Genomic DNA, 24,045 nt, shown 5'->3' on the forward strand with positions numbered 1-24,045 from the left:
TATCGCAAACACCACAACTACTTAACGCTTGTCACNAATCACGAGACGGGCAAGATCGTCTACGGGGCAGAGGGGAAAAGTGCCAAGAGCCTAGATGAATTCTTCGATGACCTGGGTGAAGAACGGATTGCCAAGATCAAAGCAGCCACCATGGATCTCGGTCCAGCCTTTGCCAAGGCCTTCCGCGAGAAGGCACCTAACGTCCAAATCTGTCTCGATCCATTTCATGTGGTTAAGTTGGGAACCGAGGCCCTAGAGGAGGTACGCAAGGATCTCTGGCGGGAGATGAGAAAGCTTCCCTCTCCTACCTTTGCCCGTAAGTTCGCCGGGGCACGGTGGGCACTGTTGAAGAATCCAGGAACCCTAACCAAGCGTCAAGGACTAGCCCTCTTAGCCATCAAACAACGAGGGGGAGCCCTATGGCGAGCTTATGAGATGAAGGAGTCCTTACGGGCGATCTTTGCTGGTGACCTCGAGATCGACGAGGTGAATGAGATGCTCGATCACTGGTGCAAGCGAGCCTCACGCTCACGACTATCGAGTTTCATCCGACTCTCAAAGACCATCCGAACTCATCGAGACGGGATACTTGCCTCCATCAGACTTGGGGTATCCAATGGAAGGGTCGAGGGACTCAACACCAAAGTTCGCTCCATCATTGCCCGCTCGTATGGGTTTCACTCCGCCAAGGCTACCCTCGCACTGGTGATGCTAGCTTGTGGACCGATTGACTTGAAGTTACCCTATGAAAGGGCGAGTTTATCCACATGAATGTCAATAGAGCCCACTCATTGCTCGTGGTCGGGCCGACCAGAAGCGGCAAGACGACCAGGGTAGTGCTTCCGAACCTGTGCTCGTTTACCGGATCGCTGGTGGCGACGTCGGTTAAGACAGATCTGCTCGCCGCCGAGGTGCTCCAGGCCCGCGAACGTCGGGGTCGCCTTGTCATCATCGGCGACCAGAGACTGGCGACGCATCGCTGGGATCCGACCTGTGAGGCGGTCGATGACCGTCAGGCGGCCGCTATCGCACACGCGCTGGTGCTAGCCCAACCCTCCTTTGGTGTGACTAGTGGTGATACTCAGTTTTGGTATCAGTTGGCTGAGCCAATCGTGGCTGGGGTGCTACGTGCCTCCCAACTAACGGGTGCACCGATGCTTGGCTGGATAGATGACCCAGGTGAGCTCTACCGGAGCCTGAACACACATGGCGCACATCGCCTTGCTGAGGCTGTGCTTGCAATCTGTGCGATGGAGGATCGACAGCGTGATTCGGTGCTTCTGACCGCTCGTGGGCTGCTTGCACCACTCGCACACGGGGGTAACGAGCTGCCTACGATCCGAGTAGCCGAGCTGCTAGAGGGCGAATCCAGCTCCACCTTTTTGGTTGCCAGCGCAGCTGAACAGGAGTTCCTCTCGCTTCTATTCTCCCTCCTTCTGTCGCGGATCGTTGCTGCAGCGCTCGAGAGTAGGCGTGAACATCCACTGCTGCTCTGTTTGGATGAGCTCGCTAACCTTGCACCTATTCCAAACCTGGATCGATTGGCGGCTATCGGTGTCGGGCAGGGGGTGCGGTTGATCTCGATTGTTCAGGATCTCGCCCAGCTCGAGAGCCGGTATGGCCGGTCGGCTAACTCGATTATCAACAATCACGCTAGCAAGCTGTTCATGAGTCCAACCTCTGATCCCATCACGCGAAGCTATCTGCGCGACATGGCGCCTGATGCCTTGGGCTCGCGGTATCCGATGTTCATGGAGGGATCGCGGCCGATGGTCAGGTTGTTGACTTACTCAAAAACCAGAGCTTAGGTTGCACGCATCGGTGCCGATGGTTTCTCCATGGATGATCACGTAATCAAGGTGAGCCGCATCGAAGAGCTACTCGATCAGCTCGATCATGAGCTAAGCGCGATGAGCGACATGATGACCCGCAACGATGATGAGGAGCTCGCCCTGCGAGCAGTGGCCCTCAATGAGCGAATTGGTATTCTTGTCGAGGAGGTGCAGTCGGCACAGTTGGAACCTGGCAGCTACACCAGTCGTTATCAGCAACTGCTGACCAAGGCCAACGTTATCATGGTCGGTTGTTTCTGGCGTTCAATGGTAGTCGCCGACCTCATGCGCGACCTAGGCCTAGACATCGGTCTATACCGTGGCGATGGCGATATCGAGATGCTGAAGCCTGAGTCGGTGGGTCACCTCGCATGAGCGGCGGTTCACTCTCCATTGCCCTGTCGGGACTGAACTCGGCTCAGACCGGCCTCGATACGGTTAGCCAGAACGTAGCTAACGCCAATACCGCTGGGTATCTCAAAGAGACCACAATTTTTAGCAACCAACAAACCCCGAACAGCCCTATTGGGGATGGTGTTACGTCAGCAGTTGTACAAAGTACGAACAGCTTTGGTCGCCAACTCACCTTGTCGGCTAGTGCAGGCAAGGCGTATGCCAATCAATTGCAGTCCTTGCTTGCGAGCGCTCAGGCGTCGTTTAATGAGCCGAGTTCGAGCGGTATATCAGAACAGCTCAACACGATGTACAACAATTTTTCGGCTCTCTCCAGCACTCCGACTCAGGCTGCGAGTTATGACCAGGTTGTTGCGTCAGCTAAAAATGTCGCCACCACCATCAACCAGGCTGCTCAAAATCTAACATCGGTCTATAACCAAGCATCAAGCAGTGCGGCCACACTTACTCAAACCATTAACTCTCAGCTCAACCAGGTTGCAGCTATCAATACACAGATAGCGAGCTCATCGAGCACTCCAGGAGCCTCAAACACCCTTATCGATCAGCAAAACCAGATAGTAGATCAGTTGGCGAGCGAGCTCGGGGTAACACCAATATCGGGCAACTCTGGTCAAACAACGTTATTGGTTGGCGGAGTGGCCCTGGTTCAAGGTGGGCATGTTTCACAGATCGCGTTCACTCCATCGAACAACCCAATCTCATCATCTACCTCAACACAAGCAAGCGTAACCTTAACAGCCTCCGGTACTCGCGTCCCAGTCACGGGCGGGGAGCTGGGCGCAACGCTGACCATGATGAACTCCAAACTACCGACTTTTGGTGAGTATCTAAACTCGCTTTCGACCACACTTGCCAATCAGGTGAACAATCAGCTAGCCAATGGAGCTAGCGCCACAACTACATCGGGAGACCCGTTATTTGTCCCTTCGAGTGGGACGACGATCAACGCGGCAACAATCTCGGTGAACCCTACCGTAGCTAACAATCCGCAACTAATAGCAGCGTCGTCCAAGCCATATAGTCCTGGTAGCGGCTCGAACGCTCAGGCGATCGCTAATCAGCAGACCGCCACCAACGGGGCGATCGCAGGATGGGCGTCCTCGGTATCAAGTGTGGGCCTAGCGGTACAGAGCGCAAGTTCACTCACTGCTAGCGCCACAAATATCTATAACCAGGCATATAGCGCATCACAAGCAGTATCCGGTGTGTCGATCAATACTCAGATGGTGAATCTAGTCAACTACCAGCAAATGTACCAAGCCTCAGCCAAGGTCATCTCCACGGTGGCCGCTACGCTTCAATCACTCATACAGAATGTGTAGGTCAGAATTATTATGTCAGTTATACCTTCGCAAATGAGTCTCGCAAACCTGATGACGACATCACTTAACCAGTACCAGTCTCAACTGGCGCAGGTAGAGCAGAAGCTGACATCGGGCAACAATATCTCTCAACCATCCAACGATCCGGTTGGAGTTGCGAACCTCATCAACGTCAACGCCTCACTGTCTTCATACAAACAGTATGCCAAGAACATTACCGACGGGCAGACGGTCGCATCTTTAGCAAACGCCTCAATGACCCAAGCCGTCAGCGTAGTTCAAAAGATTTCTAGCGTGCTCGTTCAGGCTGGTGGGCCTGGTGTAACCCAAAGCAATGCCAACGGCATTGCGAGCCAGCTGCAGGGACTAGAGCAGTCGTTGCTCGGAGTAGCTAACACCACCTATCTCGGGCAAGCGATCTTTGCTGGAACATCAGGTAGTCCTCTTGCTTACAGTACATCTAGCACCGGTGCAGTCTCCTACATCGGTAACACACAGCAGCCGACTGTCGCCGCTGCGCCTAACGTTGAGCTCCCAACCAGCATTACCAACCCGTTCGGGGCTAGTTCGAGTGGTGGTGGCGGGATATTTGGCGCGATCAACCAGGCGATAAGCGATCTAAAAAGCGGAAACATCAAGACAGCAGCGGGAACTGATTTGAAGGCAGTGCAACAACAGTTGAGCACGCTTGAGAACCAAGCGGCTCAGGCTGGAGTAAACGATGCTCAGTTTCAGGTGATGAGCAATCAAGTGACCGGAGCTGTAACACAGGCCACGAATGAAGTCGGCTCGATCCAGAACGTCAATACCGCAAAGCTCGCTACCCAATATCAGCAGGAGCTCAACAATTACCAGGTGGCGCTCTATGCGACATCGCAGTTGAATCAACCCACGTTGGCTCACTATCTCTAGTGTTCCGCGCCGTCTATCAAGCAAGTAGTTCATCTAGCCGTCATTTTGTCATATAGGAGGATCGATGAGTCAAGTAACCGAGGAGTCAACCCAAACCGAACGGGTGTTGAGCCTGCCACTGAGTTTCCCGATTGGGCTTCCAGGTTTTGAGGGGCACCATAGCTTCATATTGGGGGCTCTCGGACCAGAGTACGGTCCTTACATTGGTCTTCGTTCGAGTCAGGAGGGTGGTCCGAGCTTCGTGATCGCGCAACCGAGTGAGTTGGGTATCGAGATGACAGTTGACATTGACGACTTTCATCAGTCCCTCCTCGGGATCAAGGACGCCGATGAGGTGATCGTCATGTTGGTCGCTACCCTCGATGCAGATGGTGGTCTACCGACGGTTAACACTCAAGCACCGTTGGTGATCAACGTTACCAACTGGCGGAGTGCGCAAATCCTACAGACGAACCAGGCCTATAGCATGCACCAAGAGGTGGAGGTTCCTTTGCTTGATGCATCCAGGGTTGTCGCCGCCGATGATGCCGTTGACACAAGAAGCGACTAGTCGTCCTTGTTGTTAGGCGGCGCGAGCTTCTCAGCTGACTGAGCGGCATCACGGTTGGATGCCTGGAGGGCATCGAATATCTCCTGGCGATGGACATCGACATCCCGGGGAGCTTCGATGCCAACACGCACTTGATCGCGATGCACATCTAAGATCGTGATGACGATGTCGTTGCCGATCACGATACTCTGACTGGCCTTTCTGGTTAATACCAGCACCGCGCCTCCTTGCGCCCGAAGGCGTCTGCTTGAGCGCCCCTTCACTAGGAAGATGCACCCCATTTCCATCACTGCTTTGGCTATCTTATCATGGTGCCGATCATTACTACCAGGTAGTTGCCAAAAATACTTAGCAAATGTTGAACCATGTGAGTGGTTGGATGAGCCGTTTGAGTGGCATAACCCATCACGATCTGGTTACCTTCAACAAACGTTGACTTAAAGGCTTACCGCTAGCGCGCCGAAGCTAAAGCGAGTAGAAAGGAAGGCCTAAATGTCTCGCGACGAGCTAGGCGGCGAGCTACGCGAGTTCCTGATCGAATCCTTCGAGAATTTGGATCGTACTGAAAACGATCTTGTCGGGCTCGATCTTGGAGCTGACAACCATGAGGTGCTCGCGGCTACCTTTCGAACGCTTCACTCCATCAAGGGAGCCTGTGGCTTCTTCGATCTTGAACATCTTTCGCAGCTAGCTCACGAAGGGGAGAGCCTGCTCGCGGTGCTTCGTGATGCTCCACAGCTCCTGGGTGACTCCGAGACACAGCTCCTGCTAGACCTTATCGATGGGCTCCGTCGCTACCTAGCCCAAGTTGAGTTAACCGGTGGCGATGGCGACGAGGAGGAGAACGATCTCTGCGAGGCGCTGCAGGCGACAAGATCCTACCTAGAGGGTGGTAGTGATGCACGTTCACCCATGGAGCCATCTTCGCGACCTTCCGAGGTGCAGCTCGCTCCGAACATCGTCGTCTTCACCCCGACGGTCGAACCCACTCCTCCTCTTGAGACTCTTGAGAGCTCTACCCCGATCTCGTCGCATGTCAACCTTTTGGATCAGGCGATCAGGGTAGATGTTGAGCTCTTGGATCGACTGGTCAACCTAGTTGGTGAACTAGTGTTGGTCCGCAACCGAACTCTACAGATCGATGGTGCGCTACAGGATGCCGATCTCTCAGCTACTGTCCAGCGATTGAACCTGATCACGACCGAACTACAAGAACAGGTGATGCAGACGAGAATGCAGCCGATGGAGTCGCTTTTTGTCAAGCTCCCTCGACTGGTGAGAGATCTGGCGCGGTCGCTGCACAAGCAGGTCCGGCTTGTCACCACCGGAGGAGACACCGAGCTCGATCGTGGAATTCTTGAGGCGATAAGAGACCCCTTGGTGCACTTGCTGCGTAACTCGGTCGATCATGGCATCGAGTCCTCTGAGAATCGTGCGCTGGCCGGCAAGGACGCTACCGGTTATATCGGAGTTGCGGCTCGACATGAAGGTGGATCTGTGATCATTACCATCACTGACGATGGTGCCGGTATAGACCCATCCGCCGTCGGTGAGCGCGCTCTTCGCCTCGGTCTGGTATCGGCGGAGGCACTGTCGAGTATGTCCGACCGTGAACGCAGCGAGCTGATATTTCTCCCCGGATTCTCGACCTCGGAGGAGGTTACCAATGTCTCGGGTCGAGGAGTCGGCATGGACGTTGTAAGGAACAACGTAGAGCAGGTGAGCGGGACGATCGAGTTGAACTCTGTGTCGGGGGAAGGCACTACTGTCGTGTTGAGGATCCCTCTGACGCTTGCGATCATACCGTCTCTCATGCTCTTGGTCGCAAATCAGCGCTTCGCCTTGCCCCAGCTATCGGTGGTTGAACTTCTCCGACTAGAGCGTGAGTCGATGGCTGACGAGCTTGCCTTTGTGGGCGAGACCCTCTTCCTTCGACGCAACGGTCAGCTGCTACCGGTGGTTGATCTCGCATCGCTCCTCGGTCTTAGGGAGGCGATACCTAACTACGCCCTACAGCTCATCACTATCGTGGTTGTGCAGCTAAGCGGTCGAGAGTTTGGATTGATTGTCGATCGTGTAGTCGACACCCAGGAGATCGTAGTGAAGCCACTCGATGGATTCATCGGAGCTATCGGGATCTATGCTGGCGCCACCATCCTTGGTAATGGAGATGTCGCGATGATTTTGGACGTGGCTGGGATTGCAAGTCGTGCAGCACTCTCGCTTGAAGAGGTGGCCGTCACCGTGCTATCTGGCGTCGCAGACGAGGTCATCGAAGAGGAGCTCGCCCTACTCGTCGATGCTGGTATCGCTGGTCTTATAGCTGTACCGGTCTACGAGATCGAGCGCATCGAAGAGATAGATAGTTACGCGCTTGAATATCTGGATGACCAACCGGTGGTTCAGTACCGAGATACGGTGGTAAAGCTACTCACCGTCTCTGAGCTCTTCGGGGGTACGCGAGATCTCCCCGATAGTGGACCGATTAGGTTTCTCGTGCCGAGCTTTGGGGTATCGGATCGAGTCGTCGCTATTCGCGAGATCGTCGACATTACTACAATCGCTTCGATGACCCAGGGATCAACGATTATCGCTGGCAGGATTGTGCGCTCCGTCTCGCTCGCCGAGGTGTTGATGACCGAGCTTGGAGGTAGACATGAGCGAGTCTGAACAGTTTTGTACCCTCTTCATCGGCGAGTATAGGTGCGCGGTATCGGTGCTGAGCGTTCTAGAAGTACTGTCGTGCCAAAGGCTCACACCCATACCGCTGGCACCGAACACCGTTGCCGGCCTTCTCAACCTCCGAGGCCAGATTCTCACCGTCTTGGACTTGCGCGCGTCATTGCTGGATCCAGGTTATGAGGTGAGTGAGTCACCGATGATCTTGGTGTTGGAGCGAGATGGCCAGCCGCTAGCCTTCCTCGTCGACGCGATTGGGGATGTGATCCAACCCTCAAGCGATGAGCTCCTACCGCCGCCAGAGACTATCCCTCCGCGGCTACGAAGGTTGACGACGGCGGTGATCCATCAGGGCGACCTTATTACGCTGGTGTTTGATGCAGAGCGGGTTGCGCAGGCTGGATGTGCTGCATAGTGGCGAGGATTCTGATCGCCGACGATTCGAATGTGATTCGCACTCGTGTCGCCTCCTGGATCGCCCATGAACACGATCTTGAGCTTGTGGGACAGGCGGAGAATGGTGCGAGGTGCGTAGATCTCTTCCAACGGCTAAAGCCGGATGTGATCATACTCGACGTCGAGATGCCCGAACTCGATGGTATCGAGACGCTGCGCCAGATACGAGCCATCGATGCAACGGTGCCCGTTATTATGTTCTCGGCGCTCACAGAGCTGGGGAGTCGGACCACTGTGGCGTCGATGTTGGCGGGGGCGACCGACCACGTAGCCAAACCGGCTTCATTTCGGGTTGAAGATGAGACTCGACGACTACTTATCGCGCGGGTGAGGAGTCTCGTGCGACTACGCGTCTTTGTGTCCTTAACTAGTTCATCAACCTCGGTGATCGAACACCATGAGACCCAGATTCCGGAGGCTCCAGAGATCATCGTGGTCGCAGCCTCCACAGGTGGGCCGCCGGCGCTTCGCGAGTTTCTAACCGCCGTAGGACGAATCGAGGTTCCCATCGTGGTCGTCCAACATATACCAGCGCACTTCCTGGGTCTGCTGGTTGAGCAGCTGGCGACGATGCTCGCAGCCGATGTTGCCATCGGTATAGATGGCGAGGCTCTCACCGCTGGCTCCGTTCGATTCGCCCCTAGTGGTACTCACATTGAAGTGCGAAGTCGCGAAGGTCGAATGCTGCTTGGGTACTCGGATCTCCCTCCGGTGAACTCATGCAAGCCCTCTGCCGACATCCTCTTTGCCTCGGCGGCCATGACTGCTCGTCGGCCGATTGCCGTCATCCTCTCTGGTATGGGTTCAGATGGTCTCGTAGGTGCAGGCACGATCGTCGCGAATGGCGGTGGTGTATATGCACAGGATCGCAGGAGTTCAGCGGTCTGGGGGATGCCTGGATCTGTCGTCGACCAGGGGTTGGCACGACTGGTCGGGCCCCCTGACAGGATCGGTGCCAGAATTCGACTGCTGTCGCAGCGAGCGGTAAGGGTGTAGGTGCCCTTGTGTCGGTAACTCTGGCTACCTATAATCGCCTTGCAGGGTTTCTCAATTCGGAGATCGCCCTTCAACTCGGGGATGGGCGTAGCTACCTTGTGGAGCACCGCCTGAGCCCTCTGCTGATTCGTTTCGGGGTCGACAGCCTTGATGAGCTGGTTTGTCAACTCGTCGGGGATCGTGATCCGCTTCTCATACAGGCGGTGATCGATGCAATGGTAACATCAGAGACCTCCTTTTTTAGGGAGCCTGCGACATTTGATCTTGTGCGCACTAGGGTGATTCCCCGTCTCTTTGAGGAACGCCAAGGGAGAGCACTTCGAGTCTGGTCGGGTGCCGCTGCCTCCGGGCAGGAGGCGTACTCGGTTGCAATGCTACTCATTGACCGATTCCCGTCACTGGCTAGAACAGCAAACATACTCGCCACCGATGTGTCGTTTCGCATGGTTCAGCGGACGCGTCTTGGTTGGTACTCCGAGCTCGAAGTGGAGCGAGGGCTTCCACGTCCTCTCCTGGGACGTTTCCTGGTGCCTGAACGCAATGGTTATAAAGTGCGACCTGAACTTGCCGCCTTGGTTGCGGCGAGACAGATGAACTTGGCGAAACCTTGGCAAGTGTTGGGAACCTTCGACCTCGTCTTTTTGCGCAACATCCTAATCTATTTCTCCCCTGAGGTCAAGAGGCGCGTAGCCGGGCAGCTGGTAGAGCATCTTAATCCAGGGAGTGTCGTTGTCATGGCTGCAGCTGAGTCATTGCCAGACATAGGTAGACGCTTTGAGAAGGTGGTGGCCACTGAGTCTCATATTCTCCGCTTTGTTGGCTAGTCGCGAGGAGCTGCCTTAACGCAACCCACTTTCATATGGGCTCCTAGCGGTCCATATTGGTAATTTCAGACAAACTTGGCCATACTGTTTGAGGGAGGTATCTGTTAGCAGCCGTGGTCAAGTCCAATACCGTGCCGTTGTCTCACAGCGCCTATGTGAGTATTCGTTCGGCGATCGTATCACTCGCGATCGAGCCGGGAAGCTTTCTGCTGGATCGCGATATTGCTGATCTGGTCGGTGCATCTAGAACACCGGTTCGCGAAGCGTTGGCGCGTCTTGAGGTAGAGGGGTGGCTAGAGTCAGTTCCACGCAAGGGGTATCGCGTGCGCCTCATCGATTTTGGAGAGCTGCCGGAGGTCTCTGAGATGATCGCGAGTCTGGAGGCAGCTGCGGCGACTCGTCTCGCCAAAACTCCAAATGCAGTCGTGTTCTCTATGTTGCGAGAGCTTAACGAGCAGATGGTTGCTGGGGTTGAACATGAGAACCCAGATGAGTTCATCCTGCTCGATGACCGATTTCATCGAGTTCTGCTTGGGGAGGCGGCTCACTATCCTCTGAGCGGTGGTGTCTATGCGTTGCTTGTCGATCAGCTCCATCGTGCTCGGCTGATGATGCCACCAACAGTCGCTGAGCAGGACCACCATGTGAACGAGCACCGGTTGCTGATTCTCTCCATGGAGCTCGGTGATAGTCAGGCGGCATCGCTTCTCTCGCGGAGTCATCGAATGCGTATCGTCGAGCGGTTGAGCCGACTGATGGTCCAGGGTCACGAGGCAGATGAATCCGCGCCTGCAGGTCAACTTATCGTTCCACGCCCCAAGTCGCGGATGAGTTTGCGTCGACTCCGCGAAACTAGGCAAGAACCTTAAGCCCCCTTAATTAGCTGCCGATATGGCCGGATGGGGGCCGACTCTGGAGGTTGTGGAATGAGGATCTTGGTGGTCGACGATTCGCGTGCAATGCGACTCATCGTGATGCGCCAGTTGCGTCAAGCTGGTTTTGATGACGCCGAGTTTATCGAGGCCCAGGATGGGGTGGAGGCGCTGCAGCGCTTGAGCGAGTCGGTGGTAGACCTAGTGCTCTCGGACTGGAACATGCCGGAGATGAACGGGCTCGAATTTTTACGCGAGCTTCGTTCTCAAGGTGAGCAGGTTCCGTTTGGCTTTGTTACATCTGAAGGAACTCCTGACATGGTTCGCCTCGCCCGTGAATCAGGGGCCTCGTTCCTGATCTCCAAGCCATTTACTCCCGATAATTTCCGCGATGCCCTAGATGCAGTCGGAGTCCGGTGACAATGCAGATGACGCAGTGGTCGAGTGCCTTGCTTGACGGTATTCACTCACTCGAAGGAGGGATCTTGCCTTCGTTGGTCGGTGAGCCTGAGATTCATGACGAGGGTATCCCAGCTAACCTGCCTGGCGCATGGGTCGGCCTGGTTGGTGATCGGTTATCATTGCAGTTGGGGCTGGTGGCAGAGTTCGTGACCTTGGAACTTCTCACCGCGAACATGATTGGCAAACGTGATAACCTGACCGATCTGGAGATCACGGATGCAATCGCCGAAGTGGTGAATGTCATTGGTGGAGTAGCCAAGAGGATGGTAATCGAGGCCGACCCCAGTCTGCGCTCTGGCTTGCCAATGTTCCTCTTCGGGCGTCTTCGAGTGCCAACCGGGACGACGAGTGAGGTCTTCCGGCTGTCGACCGCGCTAGGTGAACTGCACCTCGTATCAATCAGTGACAGTAGTGACGAGCTATGATCATCGAAGCGTCTTCGCGTCTTCTTCTGCCGAGCTTGGATGAACTCGAGTCTGTACTTTCGAATCTGATGGATGCACCCCTGCTGGCGGACCGCTACCGCAAGGGAAGCCCGCTTCCTGAGTTCTATCTTGCCGGCCTCTACTGTGATCAAAATGACGTCCTACGGTCTCTGATCCAGGTGGATTTCTCCTTTGCGCTCTATTGTGGAGCGCGGCTGTCGCTGATTCCCGCAGGAGTGATCGAGGAGTCAAAGGCTAGTGGCGAACTCACTGACACAATAGTTGCAAACGTACATGAGATCCTGAATATATTTGGACTCCTGTTTAATGAACAGCGACCAAATGCACCTAGGGCACGACTGACGAAGCTGGTTCTGGTGGACGAGTTGCCCGAGGAGGGGCAGGAGCTGTTACGATCCCCTGGATTGCAAGGGATTGATGTCGCTGTCTCTTGGCGCGACCGAAGGCCGGTTGGCGCACTGTCGATACGGCTGTTGCCTAAGGCTCCCGTGGATTATGCAGGTTGAGCGGATACTCAACTGAGTGAATTGCGTTGGCTCGATGCAACTGGATCGACATGCAAATGACAGGATGTTGCTTGTCTGGTAGTTAGACGCCGATTCATTTCACGTCATTAGAATCGCCAACACTCGCCTTGATGAGACGAGGAGACGAGTACAACAGAACATCCTTGGTCACAGAGGCAGAGGTGGGGATCCACTCTATCGCATCCGGCGACTCCTTAATATGGCCAAGGAGAAGCTCACCGAGGGTGCCAACGATAAACTTACTCGCTTCCTTGAGGCTGGAGATCCAGACAACGAGGTAGCTACCGCATGGCGAGCCAAGGAGTCCTTACGAGAGTTCTACACCTATCGTGACTTAGGAACTTGCCAGAGACCACCTCGATGCGGAAGGTCTCTACAGAATATGTACGAAGTACTCATCAGTTTAATATCCAAAACGTTAACTTCCGGCCGGCTAAGGACTCTCTTTCATCTCCTCTTCACTTGGTCGGTTGATCCAGACCTCGGTGTTGAGGGTGGGTGGGGTCGGAATCTTGTTTACAAAGCGTTCGGGGTGGTTTTGATAGGCGCCTTTGAGAACCTCAGCTCTTCGTTCGGTAATCGCTTCGGCGTATCCCTCATGGACATCAGCTGGGGTCATGAGTGCAATGCCTGAATGGTGGTGTTCGTACTGGTACCAGCTGAAGAACTTTGCAAAGAAGATCCTCGCCTCTTCGATGGTTTCAAAGCGTTCAGGGAAGTCCCCTCGGTACTTCAAGGTTTTGAACTGGGCTTCTGAGTAGGGGTTGTCATTAGATGTATGGGGACGTGAGTGGCTCTTTCTCACCCCGAGGGTGGCAAGGAACTCCGCAACGCTGTGTGAAGCCATCGAGGCTCCATTATCGGCATGAATCGTCAACTGGTTCGGATCTACGCCTTCTTTGGTGATCGCCTCATCCATGAGCTCTCTGGCGAGCTCAGCACTCTCGTGATCTTCGATCCTCCAACCCATGATTGATCGAGAGTAGATGTCTAAGATCACATAGAGCTGCCAGTAGATCCCCTTGGAGGGACCCTTGAGCTTGCTTATGTCCCAACTCCAAACCTGGCCTGGTCCCGTCGCTAGGAGCTCTGGCTTTACCCGGGTGGGATGTGTTGCTTGGCGTCGTCGCTCTCGTGTCTCACCAGCCTCGGCCAAGATTCGATAGATGGTGGCCACTGAGGCGAGATAGATACCCTCATCGAGAAGCGTGGCATAGATCTCGCGGACCGAGGAGTCACAGAAACGTTCCGAGTGACACACCTCCAAGATGTGGGCGCGCTCGGCATCACTTAGACGCCTTGGGCTCGGCTTTCTTGGCTTTGGTTCTCTCACCGGGGGATCTACCAGGTAGTAATAGCTTGAACGCGCAATACCAAGACAATCGCAGGCATTCTCTAAACCAATGGTCTCCCTTAGTTCATCTACTCCTTTGACAATGGCGGCGTTGGCTCTCGTAGATCCTCGGCACTCCCTTGCGAGAGCTCTTCTAGCAGTGCCGATAATTTTCCCTGGACTTCAATTACCTTTCGTGATTTAGCCAGCTCCAGGCGAAGTCTCTCATTCTCACGTTCGAGTTCTCTTAGCCGAGCTCTCTCTGGATTGGTCTTTGGTCCACGTTTTCGCGAGAGTGCCTTTGCACTCTGTTGGTCAATCACCCGCCTCCACTCGGTAATCTGAGACGAGAAGAGTCCCTCTCGTCGCAAGAGCTCACCCTTTTGTCCCTGGGGACAGGAGTCGTACTCTTTTAAGATCCTCGCCTTATAACTCGGGGAGAGTACCCGTCTCGTTGCTTTGGGTGGGACCATCACCTCTTGGGTTGTTTTGTTCTCCACCGTCTCATCGTAGGTAGCCATCTCAACATCTCAGCCTTCTCGCCCTCATTGAATTATTTTTCAATCCGCGCACATACTGATACTGAGACCTAGGGATGCGCTTATCAGTGACTTCACCGACAACCAACGACCTCCCGAGGTCCAGCTACTTGGGAGAACCTTGCGTGGCTGGCATGATGAGATCCTGGCCCAATAGAGACAATAGGGCACAGCTCCTTTGCGACCAATGGACCGACAGAGTCGATGAACAACCTCATTAAGCGGATCAAGCGCACCGCCTTTGGGATGACCAACTTTGCAAACTCATAGATTAGAGCGCTGGTAAGCCCGACTGGTCACTGCTAGCTACGGTTACCCCGGTGACAACGCATATCTCTAGCGCACTTGGTTCGTAACCCGAACCAACTAACCCAATAAGTAAGACGCCAGGGAGAACCCCTTGTCCCCTCTTGCCCGTTCACGGGTTGTGTAGCTTGGAACTCTCCAAATGACGGCCCCAATCTGGCCAATCACCTCAGATGCGCTCAACAACTTGCCGATTCCTGGTCGATCTTGGTACCGGATTACCGCTAGTTTCTGAAGATCCCCAAACCCACCTTGGCAAGTGGGTATAAGTGCCGAAATTGCAGACTAGAACCCGAAGTCCCATCGGCTTCTTAGATAATACAGGCGTGCACTGCGGAGTGGCTTGATCGTCGCCGTATCGGCTATCTGGGTTCTGAGGCGAGGTAAACACCGAGAGCGGGTACTGGATCTGCTATCTGTACGTCCTTCAGCTCTTGGGTCCGAATTTGGTTTGCGGGTGTTGGCGTCTATGACCCACTGCGCCATGGAGGAAGCAGTAGGCTCCGACTTAGCACAATACGTGCTTGGTTGAGCGGCATTCGAGGGATTAGCCTACTTCTAACGTACGTCTATCCAATAAGTCGCTGACGATCGATAGTTCAGCGGGTTCCCCATTTTGGAAGGCTCCGACGCTGCCTTGACCGAGCACTTGGATCTTGCGGTCGTGATCGTAGACCAGCGCGGTTTGGGCGTCGATCTCGACCATCACCGTTGGTGCGTGAACCAGATGTATGGTGCGATCGCGGATCGACAGCGAGCGTTGGTCGGCGTGAGGGAGAATCGCTAGGTTAGGGATTACACCAAGGCCGATGGTGAGAGCGCCACCACGCGGGTCGATCATAGGGTCACCGAGCACCATCGCCGAAGCTGAGGATGCTATCAAGGTTGTTCCCTGCGCCCAGGCCTGTCTGAGTGCCTTTAGGGTTGGTGTAGCTGTAAGCGCTGACCGGAGATGGAGCGGCGACCCCCCAATACAATAGAGAACCTCGGCTTCGGTAAGTTTTGCCGCCAGCTTCTCATCGAGGGCGTTGGACCGGCTATAGATCTCGATGACATCGACCTCCACGCCAAGAGATCGCAGATAGGTGGTTCCGTTTTCAATCGCTCGGTCAGGTCTTTCAAAGGCCGCTGCTGTTGGAAACAGGCTGACGCGTCGAGCGTGGACTCTGGTAAGAATCTCTTCGTCGAAGGTACAGAAGGGGCCGAATTCGTCTCCGCCGACGAGAGCAATTGTGCCATAGTGTGTAGTCTTCATGTTGTCCCAAGCCTAGCCAGTATTGGGACCGTGGTTGACTGCGGTCATCGGTGAGGTTGAAAACCTGTACGCTTGGTGTGTGCAGGTTTCTCGCGTAGGTGTAGTTGGTGGGGGGACGATGGCCTCCGGTATCGTCGAGGCGTGTGTCTTGGCCGAGTATGACGTCATAGTTCGTACTCGCTCAGAGGCGGCATCTCGTTCTGTTAAGGTAGCACTGGAGAGACAGCTTCGAAGGCGACTGACGCGCAATGAGATTGACGATGAGCGCTACGATACAGCGACGTCATTGGTTCGATATACCACCGAGATCGAGGAGCTCTACGATCGTCACCTGGTCATAGAGTCGGTCATCGAGGACATCGAGGTTAAGAAACACCTATTTGGACAGCTCGATCATATTCTCATCGAGGGTGCGTTGATAGCAACCAATACCTCGACCCTCCCAGTGATGGCGCTAGCTGCGAGCACCAAGCGGCCAGAGTTGGTTCTCGGACTCCATTTCTTCAATCCGGTGAGCAGACTTCCGCTGGTGGAGGTAGTCCGCTCACTCGTCGTCGACCCTGAAGTGTTAGAGACGGGTGTGAGCTTTGTCAAGACTCTTGGCAAGGAGCCGGTGATCGTCAACGATGAGGCCGGGTTTGTGGTCAACGCGCTCCTGTTTCCTTATTTGAACACCGCAGTTCGGCTCCTCGAGCGTGGAGTCGCGGCGAAGGAGGACATCGATAGGGCGATGATGCTCGGCTGCAACTACCCTATGGGACCGCTTGCCTTGCTCGACCTCGTTGGACTCGACGTCGCAGTCGCCATCCTTGAACGCCTTTATGAGGAGACCGGTGATCCAGCCATGTTGGCCGCCCCTACGCTTCGCCGGATGCGTGAAGCTGGTCATTTGGGACGCAAGTCTGGTCGTGGGTTCTATGACTATGGGTAGATTAAATGAGAGGATACAGCGTGGGTCCACACCTTGATAGACCTGATCCACCATGGGTTATGCGTACCTATGCGGGCCACTCCTCGGCTTCGGCGTCGAATCAGCTTTTCCGAGCGAATATGGCGAATGGACAGACAGGGCTGTCGGTGGCCTTCGATCTACCAACACAGCTTGGTCTCGACCCTGACGATCCTCGGAGCGCTGGTGAGGTTGGCAAGGTTGGGGTACCGATAGCTCATCTCGGTCATCTCCATCAGCTCTTTGATGGAATCGCTCTTGATGCCATGAACACGTCGATGACGATCAATGCCACAGCGACCTGGCTCTTTAGCCTTTACTTGGCGCTCGCAGACGAGACCGGTATCCCTTACGATCGTCTTAGCGGTACGACGCAGAATGACATCGTGAAGGAGTACCTCTCTCGCGGCACCTTTATCTTTACGCCGGAGGCATCGAGGCGGCTTACCGTTGACCTAATTGAGTTCTCGGTCGTGCATGTACCCAAGTGGAATCCGATCAATATCTGCAGCTATCACCTCCAAGAGGCCGGGGCGACGCCAGTGCAGGAGGTTGCCTATGCACTTGCGACTGCGGTCGGCATCCTCGATGCTGTGCGTGATGGAGGACGACTTGACTCTGATGGCCTCGCCAAAGTAGTTGGTCGGATGTCCTTTTTTGTGAACTCAGGGATTCGATTGATCGAAGAGATCGCCAAGATGCGTGCATTCGTCGCTTTGTGGGACGAACTGACTCGGACCCGCTACGGGGTGGAAGATCCAAAACTTCGTAGGTTTCGCTTTGGTGTGCAGGTGAATTCCCTTGGCCTCACCGAGTCGCAGCCGGAGAACAACGTCTATCGGATCATGCTTGAGGCCTTAGGAGTGACGCTCTCCCGAGATGCGCGCGCGAGAGCGCTCCAGCTTCCCGCATGGAACGAGGCGATCGGTCTACCGAGACCGGTCGATCAACAGTGGTCGCTAAGAGCTCAGCAGATTCTCGCATACGAGACCGATCTATTGGAGTATCCAGATATTTTTGAGGGCTCCCACGTGATGGAGGGATTGACCGATGAGATCGTTGACCAGGCTAGGAGTGAACTCAATCGCATCGTTGCCGCCGGTGGAGTCTTTGCCCAGATCGATGAGATGAAGGCGGCACTGGTGCATGCTCAGACCGAACGTGCCCACGCGATCGAGACCGGTATTCAGCCGGTCGTTGGGGTCAATCTCTACCATGAGCAAACTGGCTCTTCCAACGACTCCCTCCTGCTGGACACAGGCACGAAGTCTCATTTGAGTGCCGACGCCTCTGAGATCGCTCGCCTCATTGAAGAGTTCGTAGAGTTTAAGCGGAGTCGTGACTCGGTTGCGGTGGAGTTGGCAAAGCGTAACCTCCTTAGGGTGGCGAGGAGCGATGACAACGTGATCCCTGCGACCCTCGCTTTAGCCAAGGCGGGTGGCACCACCCAGGATTGGGCAGACACCATGCGAGAGGCTTTTGGTGAGTTTAGAGCGCCCACTGGAATCCAAGGAGGCGCTGGTGTGCGCGAGGGTCAGATGGATGCGTTGGCCGAGCGTTTGCGTAGACTTCCCGGCGGACCTGCACGACTCTTGGTCGCCAAGCCCGGCCTTGACGGTCACTCCAATGGTGCGGAGCAGATCGCGGTAGCCGCTCGTGACGCGGGTTTCGAGGTCATCTACCAGGGAATCAGACAGACTCCCACTGAGATCGCTAGTGTAGCTCGAGATGAGGACGTTGATCTGATTGGACTCTCGATCCTGTCTGGATCCCATCTAGAACTAGTAGATGCACTCTTCGCGGAGTTGCGGTCACGAGGAGTAAGCGTGCCGGTCATAGTAGGGGGCATCATTCCTGAAGACGATATAGGCCAGCTGATCGCCTTGGGAGTACAGCGCGTTTTCACACCGAAGCATTATCAGATCACACAGATCATGGCTCAGTTGGTGGATGTCGTTGCGGCGCAACGAAATCTGTCACAGTCCTGAAAGTTAGTACAGATCTGACGGTTTTACGCCGAAGCATGTCGCATGAGGCTGCGTGGGTTTTTTGCAATCGTCGTGGGACTGGGGGGTGTGGCGGTGAGTGCCGTTGGCATGCGTTCAGGACACGCACAAGATGGTGTGATAGGGGCTAGCGTAGCCTTTGTCGCCGTGCTCTTAGGACTAGGAGCAACGGCGCGTCGACGCAAACCCGATGAAAATGGGGAGGCTTCAGCCGATGCCCTAGTCACTGTCGAGGCCATCAATGACGATCAGAATGTGGATCTGGTCGAGGTGGCGGCGGAGGCGGCGGCCGACCCCATTACCGACCCTTTGACCGGTCTGATGAATGAGATCTTCTTCTCTGGTCTCCTCAGTACGAAGGTGGCGACGGCGCGCCGGCGCTTGTGGCCGCTCAGCATTGTGTTATTGAAATTGGTGATGAAGCCGGGGGTAACCACTGAGGCCGCCGATGCTGCGATCGTTGCCTTCGTGGGGGTGATCTCTGAGACGATTAGAACTGCCGATGTAGCCTGCCGAGTTGGTGCACGAAGCTTTGCACTCCTTCTCGATGACACCGATGAAGACGGCGCTGCATGGGTCGCAGAGCGGATTCAGATCGCTCACGCCCGTGAAGGGGATTCGCCTATCGCTAAGGTCTGTGCCGGGGTTGCAAGTTATCCAAGTCACGGCATCGAGCCCGCAGAGATTCTGATCACCGCAAAGAGCGCGCTCAAACAAGCCTCCGATAACCTTGAACTCCCCGGCCTCGGTCGGGTAATTGTCGCTCCGCAGCGACCAATTTGATAAACCTTGAGTGCAGTGCTTGTGCTAGCGCCTTAGCGTTGGTCGAGCGCGCGAGGCGAGAGGACCTGTTGCCCACCAACGATTCTGAAACCGCCAGGTAGTCGGATCCTGCACGATTGGCGCCACTTCTGGCGTCCGGCGCGCGGCGTATACCGCCATGGCGGTCGCGGCAACCAGCGCCAACTCCTCTTCGCTGGTGAGTTCACTCATAGTGGGATATTTCCGTGCTTGCGCCGCGGTAGCTCCTCGCGCTTGGTCTCGAGCATGCCAAGCGCCTGTATAAGGGTTCGCCGGGTCTCGGCTGGGTCGATGACGTCGTCAACGTAGCCGCGTTCAGCGGCGATGTAGGGATTGGCGTATCGTTCGGTGTACTGATCGATCAGCTCTCGCCGTTTTGCGATCGGATCGGCGGCTGCTGCCAGCTCGCGACGGTGAATAACCTCGACTGCACCCTGGGGACCCATTACAGCCAGCTCGGCCGAGGGCCAGGCGTAGGCAAGATCTGCGCCGATTGACTTAGAGTTCATCACAACGTAAGCACCGCCGTAGGCCTTTCGAGTAATGATCTGAATCCTTGGAACGGTCGCCTCTGAGTAGGCATAGAGGAGCTTGGCTCCGTGGCGAATTATTCCTCCGTACTCCTGGTCGACCCCTGGGAGGAAACCTGGAACGTCCACGAAGGTCAGGATTGGTATGTTAAAGGCATCACAGGTCCGAACGAAACGTGCCGCCTTTTCAGAGGAGTCTATATCGAGGACACCAGCGAGCACCGAAGGTTGGTTGCCGACGACTCCGACTACCTTGCCATTCATTCGCCCGAATCCACAGGTGACGTTGCGCGCCCAGTGTGAGAAGTACTCCATGTACTCGCCGTGATCGAGGACCTCTCGAATAACGTCGCGCATCTCGTAGGGCTGGTTGGAGTTTGGAGGAACGATCGTGCGTAACTCCTCATTCATTCGATCCGGGTCATCTGAGGGTTCGATCGCAGGTGGTGACTCCATATTATTGGAGGGAAGAAAATCGAGGAGGTACTTGACCTCATCGAGACATGCCTTCTCATCACTTAAGACAAATGAGGCGACGCCTGACTTAGTAGCGTGGCTCATCGCACCACCGAGCTCCTCTAGCGATACCTCTTCTCCTGTAACCGTCTTGACTACGTCTGGTCCGGTGATGAACATGTGTGACGTCTCCTCCACCATAAAGATGAAGTCGGTCATGGCTGGCGAGTAGACCGCTCCACCAGCACAAGGGCCGAGAACCACACTAATCTGTGGGATCACACCAGAAGAGGCAACGTTACGTCGGAAAATACCGCCGTAGGAGTGCAACGAGACAACGCCTTCTTGGATTCGGGCACCTGCTCCATCGTTGAGACCAATCATAGGTACCCCGACCGAGGCGGCCAGGTCCATGACTTTGTGGATCTTTTCGGCAAAGACCTCACCAAGAGCTCCACCGAAGACGGTGAAATCCTGAGCAAATAGACAGACGCGCCGACCGTGGATCGTCCCGAAACCTGTAATAACCCCATCGGTGTAGGGTCGACGCTCGTCCAGACCCATCCCGTGTGCCCGGTGGCGCGCAAGGAGATCCAACTCCTCAAACGAACCCTCGTCAAGCAGATAGTCGACGCGCTCGCGCGCGGTCATCTTCCCCTGTCCATGCTGTTTGGCGACCGCGGCCTCGGTGCCAGCGTGATAGGCCTCGTTTCGCCGCTTCTCCAGCTCTTCGATACGAGCAGACATTGGGTGAGTACTCATGTTGATCTAGGCTATCAGCTACCACCAGCAATCACGGAGGTAGTTGCGTGACGATTGAGGAATTGGTAGCCTTCAGTTCCTCTCTTGACCCAGACGAGGCTGAACGACTCTATGGGCTTGGGATCTTCCCGATGCCACTAGCCGATGGTTACGGCTGGTTCTACCCGGAGACGCGTGCTGTCGTAGTGCTTGGAGCCTGGCCGTTGCGTTGTCCGAAGAGCACCCTCCAACTCGTGCGTAGATATCGCGTTGGTATCGACATCGATCCGATGGCGATGGTCAGGATGTGTGCCGAGGTGGTGCGCGATGGCGGTTGGATCGATGCATCGATGATCGAGTTCTATGCTGCACTTAACGATCGAGGCCTTTTGCACTCTGTCGAGGTTCGTGGTGTCGGCGACGAGCTGGTCGGTGGCCTCTTTGGAGTTGGTGTAGGTGGAATTTTTGTGGGTGAATCGATGGTTCACCAGGTTCCAAACGCCTCCAAGCTCGCCTTCTTCGCCCTGGTCAATGTGGTTCGCGAACTTGGATACCAACTCATTGATGGTCAGTGGCCAACCGACCACCTGACAACGCTTGGCTTTCGAACGCTTCCCGGCGATGGCTATGCGAAGCTATTGACCGCTTGTAGTCGCATAGAGCCTGGGCGTTTCGAGAGCGGCTATCTCGACTCTACCCAGCTCAGGCTGCGCGATCTTGGGTAATGCGGTGCCGGACATACCAGGCCCCTGGCAGGAGGCCAGCCGCTAGGAGTAGCTTGACTAGGTCGCCGAGCAAGAACGGGGTAACCCCGAGCGCAAGTCCTTGGCTCAACCCAACGTGGAGGTTGATCATGAGAAACGCCATTCCAAATCCGTAGATGATCACGTTGCCAACAATCATCAGGAGTACAGTGCGACCGATTTTGCGATCGAGACCGGTCTCGGCGAGGTAGCCAACGAGCGCTGAGGCGGCGATAAATCCGATCAGGTAGCCAAACGAGGGGTTAGTCGCCATCTTAAGGCCGCCAGTGGCTCCCGCAAACCAAGGCACCCCGACGAGACCGAGGCCGACGTAGAGAAGGCTACCAAGTGTCCCTCGTCGTAATCCAAGCGCTGCACCCCCCAGGAGCACCGCAAACGTCTGGCCGGTGATCGGCACCGGAGTGAAGGGAAGAGGGATGCTGATCTGGGCAAAGATGCCAATCGCTATCGCAAATACCCCGATTAGGACCAAGTCAGTGACCAGACTTTCGGGCAGCAGATCGGTCAGGCTTTGTCGCTTTAGCCCCTGGTTGAGCACGTATTCTCTCCTCTCGATTGGTGTGTTCCGTCACTAGCGTATCAAAGATTACGAACGGTATAGCAGTTCAAGGATACATGACCAGTGCCAGCGCCCCGACAGCGAATTGCTCAGGAGCGTTCGTGGGAACCCGATAGCCTCTCTCGAACCGTTACTAGGAGGTCCGTACGTTGGTTGCGCCCCTCAGTTGACCATGCTGGTCAATCCGCTCAAGCTTGGGGTCTTTGTCGCCTGTTTTAACATTGAACCAGCGTGGGCCGGTTTCTAGGTTGGTGCCAGCTCTAGGATTGGTTTAGTCGCAGAGATCATCGTTGTGTTAGGCGGACTTGTGGGCGACTACATCGAAGGCGACCGCTCGTAGCTGGCGTTAGAGTACCACGCAGGACACTGCGGGCGAGCCGCCCGTGTTTCTTGCTTCGTCTCTGCTTCGCGTCAATTGGCGAACCGCTAGGCCTTGAGGCGAAGAATTGCCTCGATCTCGACCGGGGTTCCAAGCGGCAAGGAGCTGACACCTACGGCTGATCTCGTGTGTTTTCCCTGTTCTCCGAAGACCTCAACGACAAGGTCGGAGGCGGCATTCATGACCGTGGGTTGAGCGGTGAACTCTGGTGTACTGGCGACGAAACCGGTGAGTTTTACCCACTGAGCGATCTTGTCGAGGCTTCCGAGGTCAGTGGCTAGCCGCGAGAACATGTTGATCATGCATTGGCGGGCGGCGGCCTGTGCCTCCTCTGGGCTCACCGTAGCCCCGACGATACCGGTTACTGGGATCGTATCGCCTACGAGTGGCAACATGCCAGATACGAAGACGAAGGAGTCCACGACGAGGGTGGGAACATAGGAACCCTTCGCCGCTGGGGCAGGCGCGAGTTCGATACCGAGGCTGGCGAGTTTATCGTTAATATTCATGGTCTGAACGCTAGTCGATGATCGGCACGGCTGCCATGTCGGCTAGAGATCTGCAGCTGGTACCAGTACGAACACCACCATTCAGGCATTGCACTCATGACCCCAGCTGATGTCCATGAGGGATACGCCGAAGCGATCACCGAACGAAGAGCCGAGGTTCTCAAAGGCGCCTATCAAAACCACCCCGAACGCTTTGTAAACAAGATTCCGACCCGCCCACCCTCAACACCGAGGTCTGGATCAACCGACCAAGTGAGGAGGAGATGAAAGAGAATCCTTAGCCGGCCGGAAGTTAACGTTTTGGATGTTAACTGATGAATACTTCGTACAAATTCTGTAGAGACCTTCCGTTTCACTGTCGCAATCCCTATTGGGATTGTAACTGGCAGGGCGATGTAGATTACGTAGCTGCCATGAACCTACTCAACAGGATCAAAGATCGCGAGATCAACCGGTTCACTCCCTATAGGGAAGTGAAGAAGATCCTTGATGAGAGGTTCCTACGCGCAAATGGAAAGCCGGAATATCCAATTGGATACCAAGGCTAGTGCTCAACGGCTGAGACCCCAAGCAAACCACGACAACCCAAGTTGGACGTGGGAGGTGGTCAACCATCGATTCGC

28 protein-coding genes and 1 pseudogene are annotated in these 24,045 nt (G+C 55.3%); 21 read left to right on the top strand and 8 right to left on the bottom strand.

Annotation, left to right across the window (positions count from 1 at the left end; all coding sequences use genetic code 11):
* From FEAC_RS05840 to FEAC_RS05865, 6 genes are all read left to right on the top strand, one after another.
* On the top strand, positions 1-771 hold a 771-nt coding region (locus tag FEAC_RS05840), incomplete at its 5' end, for a transposase (protein ID WP_082055620.1).
* Positions 768-1,808, top strand: coding sequence for a type IV secretory system conjugative DNA transfer family protein (locus tag FEAC_RS05845; RefSeq protein ID WP_052565766.1), 1,041 nt, complete (start codon positions 768-770; stop codon positions 1,806-1,808). The genes FEAC_RS05840 and FEAC_RS05845, both read left to right, overlap by 4 nt.
* A 30-nt stretch (positions 1,809-1,838) precedes the next feature.
* A complete protein-coding gene (locus tag FEAC_RS05850; RefSeq protein ID WP_035390464.1) occupies positions 1,839-2,207 on the top strand; it encodes a hypothetical protein in 369 nt (122 codons plus the stop codon).
* A complete protein-coding gene (gene flgK / locus FEAC_RS05855; protein WP_035390465.1) occupies positions 2,204-3,571 on the top strand; it encodes a flagellar hook-associated protein FlgK in 1,368 nt (455 codons plus the stop codon). Before FEAC_RS05850 ends, flgK begins: the two co-directional genes overlap by 4 nt.
* 33 nt (positions 3,572-3,604) lie before the next feature.
* Positions 3,605-4,483: a flagellin N-terminal helical domain-containing protein gene (locus FEAC_RS05860; protein ID WP_169741669.1), complete on the top strand. Its 879-nt coding sequence runs from the start codon at positions 3,605-3,607 to the stop codon at positions 4,481-4,483.
* A 64-nt stretch (positions 4,484-4,547) separates the two neighbouring features.
* Positions 4,548-5,033, top strand: a complete 486-nt coding sequence (locus tag FEAC_RS05865; RefSeq protein ID WP_035390469.1) for a flagellar assembly protein FliW — start codon at positions 4,548-4,550, stop codon at positions 5,031-5,033.
* On the opposite strand, the gene csrA is transcribed toward FEAC_RS05865, so the two are convergent.
* Positions 5,030-5,251, bottom strand: coding sequence for a carbon storage regulator CsrA (csrA, locus tag FEAC_RS05870; RefSeq protein ID WP_035390471.1), 222 nt, complete (start codon positions 5,249-5,251; stop codon positions 5,030-5,032). The genes FEAC_RS05865 and csrA overlap by 4 nt on opposite strands.
* Positions 5,252-5,525: 274 nt before the next feature.
* Between csrA and FEAC_RS05875 the strand changes: the two genes are divergently transcribed.
* From FEAC_RS05875 to FEAC_RS15110, 9 genes and pseudogenes are all read left to right on the top strand, one after another.
* Entirely contained in the window at positions 5,526-7,703 is a 2,178-nt protein-coding gene (locus tag FEAC_RS05875) for a chemotaxis protein CheA (protein ID WP_052565768.1), read from the top strand.
* Positions 7,690-8,127 carry a chemotaxis protein CheW gene (locus tag FEAC_RS05880; RefSeq protein WP_035390472.1) on the top strand — a complete coding sequence of 146 codons (438 nt, stop codon included), beginning with the start codon at positions 7,690-7,692 and terminating at the stop codon, positions 8,125-8,127. Before FEAC_RS05875 ends, FEAC_RS05880 begins: the two co-directional genes overlap by 14 nt.
* Positions 8,115-9,164 carry a chemotaxis protein CheB gene (locus FEAC_RS05885; RefSeq protein WP_035390474.1) on the top strand — a complete coding sequence of 350 codons (1,050 nt, stop codon included), beginning with the start codon at positions 8,115-8,117 and terminating at the stop codon, positions 9,162-9,164. Before FEAC_RS05880 ends, FEAC_RS05885 begins: the two co-directional genes overlap by 13 nt.
* An 8-nt stretch (positions 9,165-9,172) precedes the next feature.
* Complete coding sequence (locus tag FEAC_RS05890) at positions 9,173-9,988, top strand: CheR family methyltransferase (protein ID WP_052565771.1); 816 nt, start codon at positions 9,173-9,175, stop codon at positions 9,986-9,988.
* Between the two features lie 113 nt (positions 9,989-10,101).
* Positions 10,102-10,857 carry a GntR family transcriptional regulator gene (locus FEAC_RS05895; protein ID WP_035390477.1) on the top strand — a complete coding sequence of 252 codons (756 nt, stop codon included), beginning with the start codon at positions 10,102-10,104 and terminating at the stop codon, positions 10,855-10,857.
* Between the two features lie 57 nt (positions 10,858-10,914).
* The gene (locus FEAC_RS05900; RefSeq protein WP_035390479.1) at positions 10,915-11,280 is read left to right on the top strand and encodes a response regulator; all 366 of its coding nucleotides are present in this window, start codon (positions 10,915-10,917) and stop codon (positions 11,278-11,280) included.
* Between the two features lie 2 nt (positions 11,281-11,282).
* Positions 11,283-11,747, top strand: a complete 465-nt coding sequence (locus FEAC_RS05905; protein ID WP_035390481.1) for a chemotaxis protein CheX — start codon at positions 11,283-11,285, stop codon at positions 11,745-11,747.
* Complete coding sequence (locus tag FEAC_RS05910; protein WP_035390483.1) at positions 11,744-12,274, top strand: hypothetical protein; 531 nt, start codon at positions 11,744-11,746, stop codon at positions 12,272-12,274. Before FEAC_RS05905 ends, FEAC_RS05910 begins: the two co-directional genes overlap by 4 nt.
* Before the next feature lie 91 nt (positions 12,275-12,365).
* Positions 12,366-12,569, top strand: a pseudogene (locus tag FEAC_RS15110) (transposase); the annotation flags it as partial.
* A gap of 159 nt (positions 12,570-12,728) precedes the next feature.
* Here the strand turns inward: FEAC_RS15110 and FEAC_RS05915 are convergent.
* Both FEAC_RS05915 and FEAC_RS15800 read right to left on the bottom strand, forming a co-directional pair.
* On the bottom strand, positions 12,729-13,733 hold the full coding sequence (locus tag FEAC_RS05915) for an IS3 family transposase (protein ID WP_052565772.1): 1,005 nt from the start codon (positions 13,731-13,733) through the stop codon (positions 12,729-12,731).
* Entirely contained in the window at positions 13,718-14,149 is a 432-nt protein-coding gene (locus tag FEAC_RS15800) for a hypothetical protein (RefSeq protein ID WP_052565774.1), read from the bottom strand. The genes FEAC_RS05915 and FEAC_RS15800 overlap by 16 nt, the downstream gene beginning before the upstream one ends.
* 180 nt (positions 14,150-14,329) lie before the next feature.
* On the opposite strand from FEAC_RS15800, the gene FEAC_RS16350 reads away from it, so the two are divergent.
* Positions 14,330-14,437 carry a transposase gene (locus FEAC_RS16350; RefSeq protein WP_419195361.1) on the top strand — a complete coding sequence of 36 codons (108 nt, stop codon included), beginning with the start codon at positions 14,330-14,332 and terminating at the stop codon, positions 14,435-14,437.
* A gap of 583 nt (positions 14,438-15,020) precedes the next feature.
* On the opposite strand, the gene FEAC_RS05925 is transcribed toward FEAC_RS16350, so the two are convergent.
* A complete protein-coding gene (locus tag FEAC_RS05925) occupies positions 15,021-15,728 on the bottom strand; it encodes a Type 1 glutamine amidotransferase-like domain-containing protein (protein ID WP_035389970.1) in 708 nt (235 codons plus the stop codon).
* A gap of 79 nt (positions 15,729-15,807) precedes the next feature.
* On the opposite strand from FEAC_RS05925, the gene FEAC_RS05930 reads away from it, so the two are divergent.
* Genes FEAC_RS05930 through FEAC_RS05940 form a run of 3 tightly spaced genes read left to right on the top strand, consistent with a single transcriptional unit; the run spans position 15,808 to position 19,466 of the window.
* Positions 15,808-16,659 (top strand): 3-hydroxyacyl-CoA dehydrogenase family protein, encoded by an 852-nt coding sequence (locus FEAC_RS05930; RefSeq protein WP_035390028.1) that lies wholly within the window; start codon positions 15,808-15,810, stop codon positions 16,657-16,659.
* Between the two features lie 5 nt (positions 16,660-16,664).
* Positions 16,665-18,665: a protein meaA gene (locus FEAC_RS05935; protein ID WP_052565777.1), complete on the top strand. Its 2,001-nt coding sequence runs from the start codon at positions 16,665-16,667 to the stop codon at positions 18,663-18,665.
* Positions 18,666-18,707: 42 nt separating this feature from the next.
* Complete coding sequence (locus FEAC_RS05940; RefSeq protein WP_035389975.1) at positions 18,708-19,466, top strand: GGDEF domain-containing protein; 759 nt, start codon at positions 18,708-18,710, stop codon at positions 19,464-19,466.
* Between the two features lie 24 nt (positions 19,467-19,490).
* Here FEAC_RS05940 and FEAC_RS05945 read toward each other — a convergent pair whose 3' ends face one another.
* Together FEAC_RS05945 and FEAC_RS05950 are read right to left on the bottom strand one after the other, a co-directional pair.
* Complete coding sequence (locus FEAC_RS05945; RefSeq protein ID WP_035389977.1) at positions 19,491-19,676, bottom strand: hypothetical protein; 186 nt, start codon at positions 19,674-19,676, stop codon at positions 19,491-19,493.
* Positions 19,673-21,232: an acyl-CoA carboxylase subunit beta gene (locus FEAC_RS05950; protein WP_035389979.1), complete on the bottom strand. Its 1,560-nt coding sequence runs from the start codon at positions 21,230-21,232 to the stop codon at positions 19,673-19,675. The genes FEAC_RS05945 and FEAC_RS05950 overlap by 4 nt, the downstream gene beginning before the upstream one ends.
* A 47-nt stretch (positions 21,233-21,279) precedes the next feature.
* Here FEAC_RS05950 and FEAC_RS05955 point away from each other — a divergent pair, with 47 nt between their 5' ends.
* A complete protein-coding gene (locus FEAC_RS05955; protein WP_052565779.1) occupies positions 21,280-21,936 on the top strand; it encodes a GNAT family protein in 657 nt (218 codons plus the stop codon).
* Here FEAC_RS05955 and FEAC_RS05960 read toward each other — a convergent pair.
* Both FEAC_RS05960 and FEAC_RS05965 read right to left on the bottom strand, forming a co-directional pair.
* Entirely contained in the window at positions 21,914-22,513 is a 600-nt protein-coding gene (locus FEAC_RS05960) for a biotin transporter BioY (protein ID WP_035389981.1), read from the bottom strand. The genes FEAC_RS05955 and FEAC_RS05960 overlap by 23 nt on opposite strands.
* A gap of 447 nt (positions 22,514-22,960) precedes the next feature.
* Positions 22,961-23,422 (bottom strand): RidA family protein, encoded by a 462-nt coding sequence (locus FEAC_RS05965; RefSeq protein WP_035389983.1) that lies wholly within the window; start codon positions 23,420-23,422, stop codon positions 22,961-22,963.
* A gap of 314 nt (positions 23,423-23,736) precedes the next feature.
* On the opposite strand from FEAC_RS05965, the gene FEAC_RS05970 reads away from it, so the two are divergent.
* A complete protein-coding gene (locus FEAC_RS05970) occupies positions 23,737-23,970 on the top strand; it encodes a hypothetical protein (protein ID WP_035389985.1) in 234 nt (77 codons plus the stop codon).
* Positions 23,971-24,045: the final 75 nt, after the last annotated feature.

Origin of the sequence: Ferrimicrobium acidiphilum DSM 19497 (assembly GCF_000949255.1) — a bacterium.
Classification (GTDB): Bacteria; Actinomycetota; Acidimicrobiia; order Acidimicrobiales; family Acidimicrobiaceae; genus Ferrimicrobium; species Ferrimicrobium acidiphilum.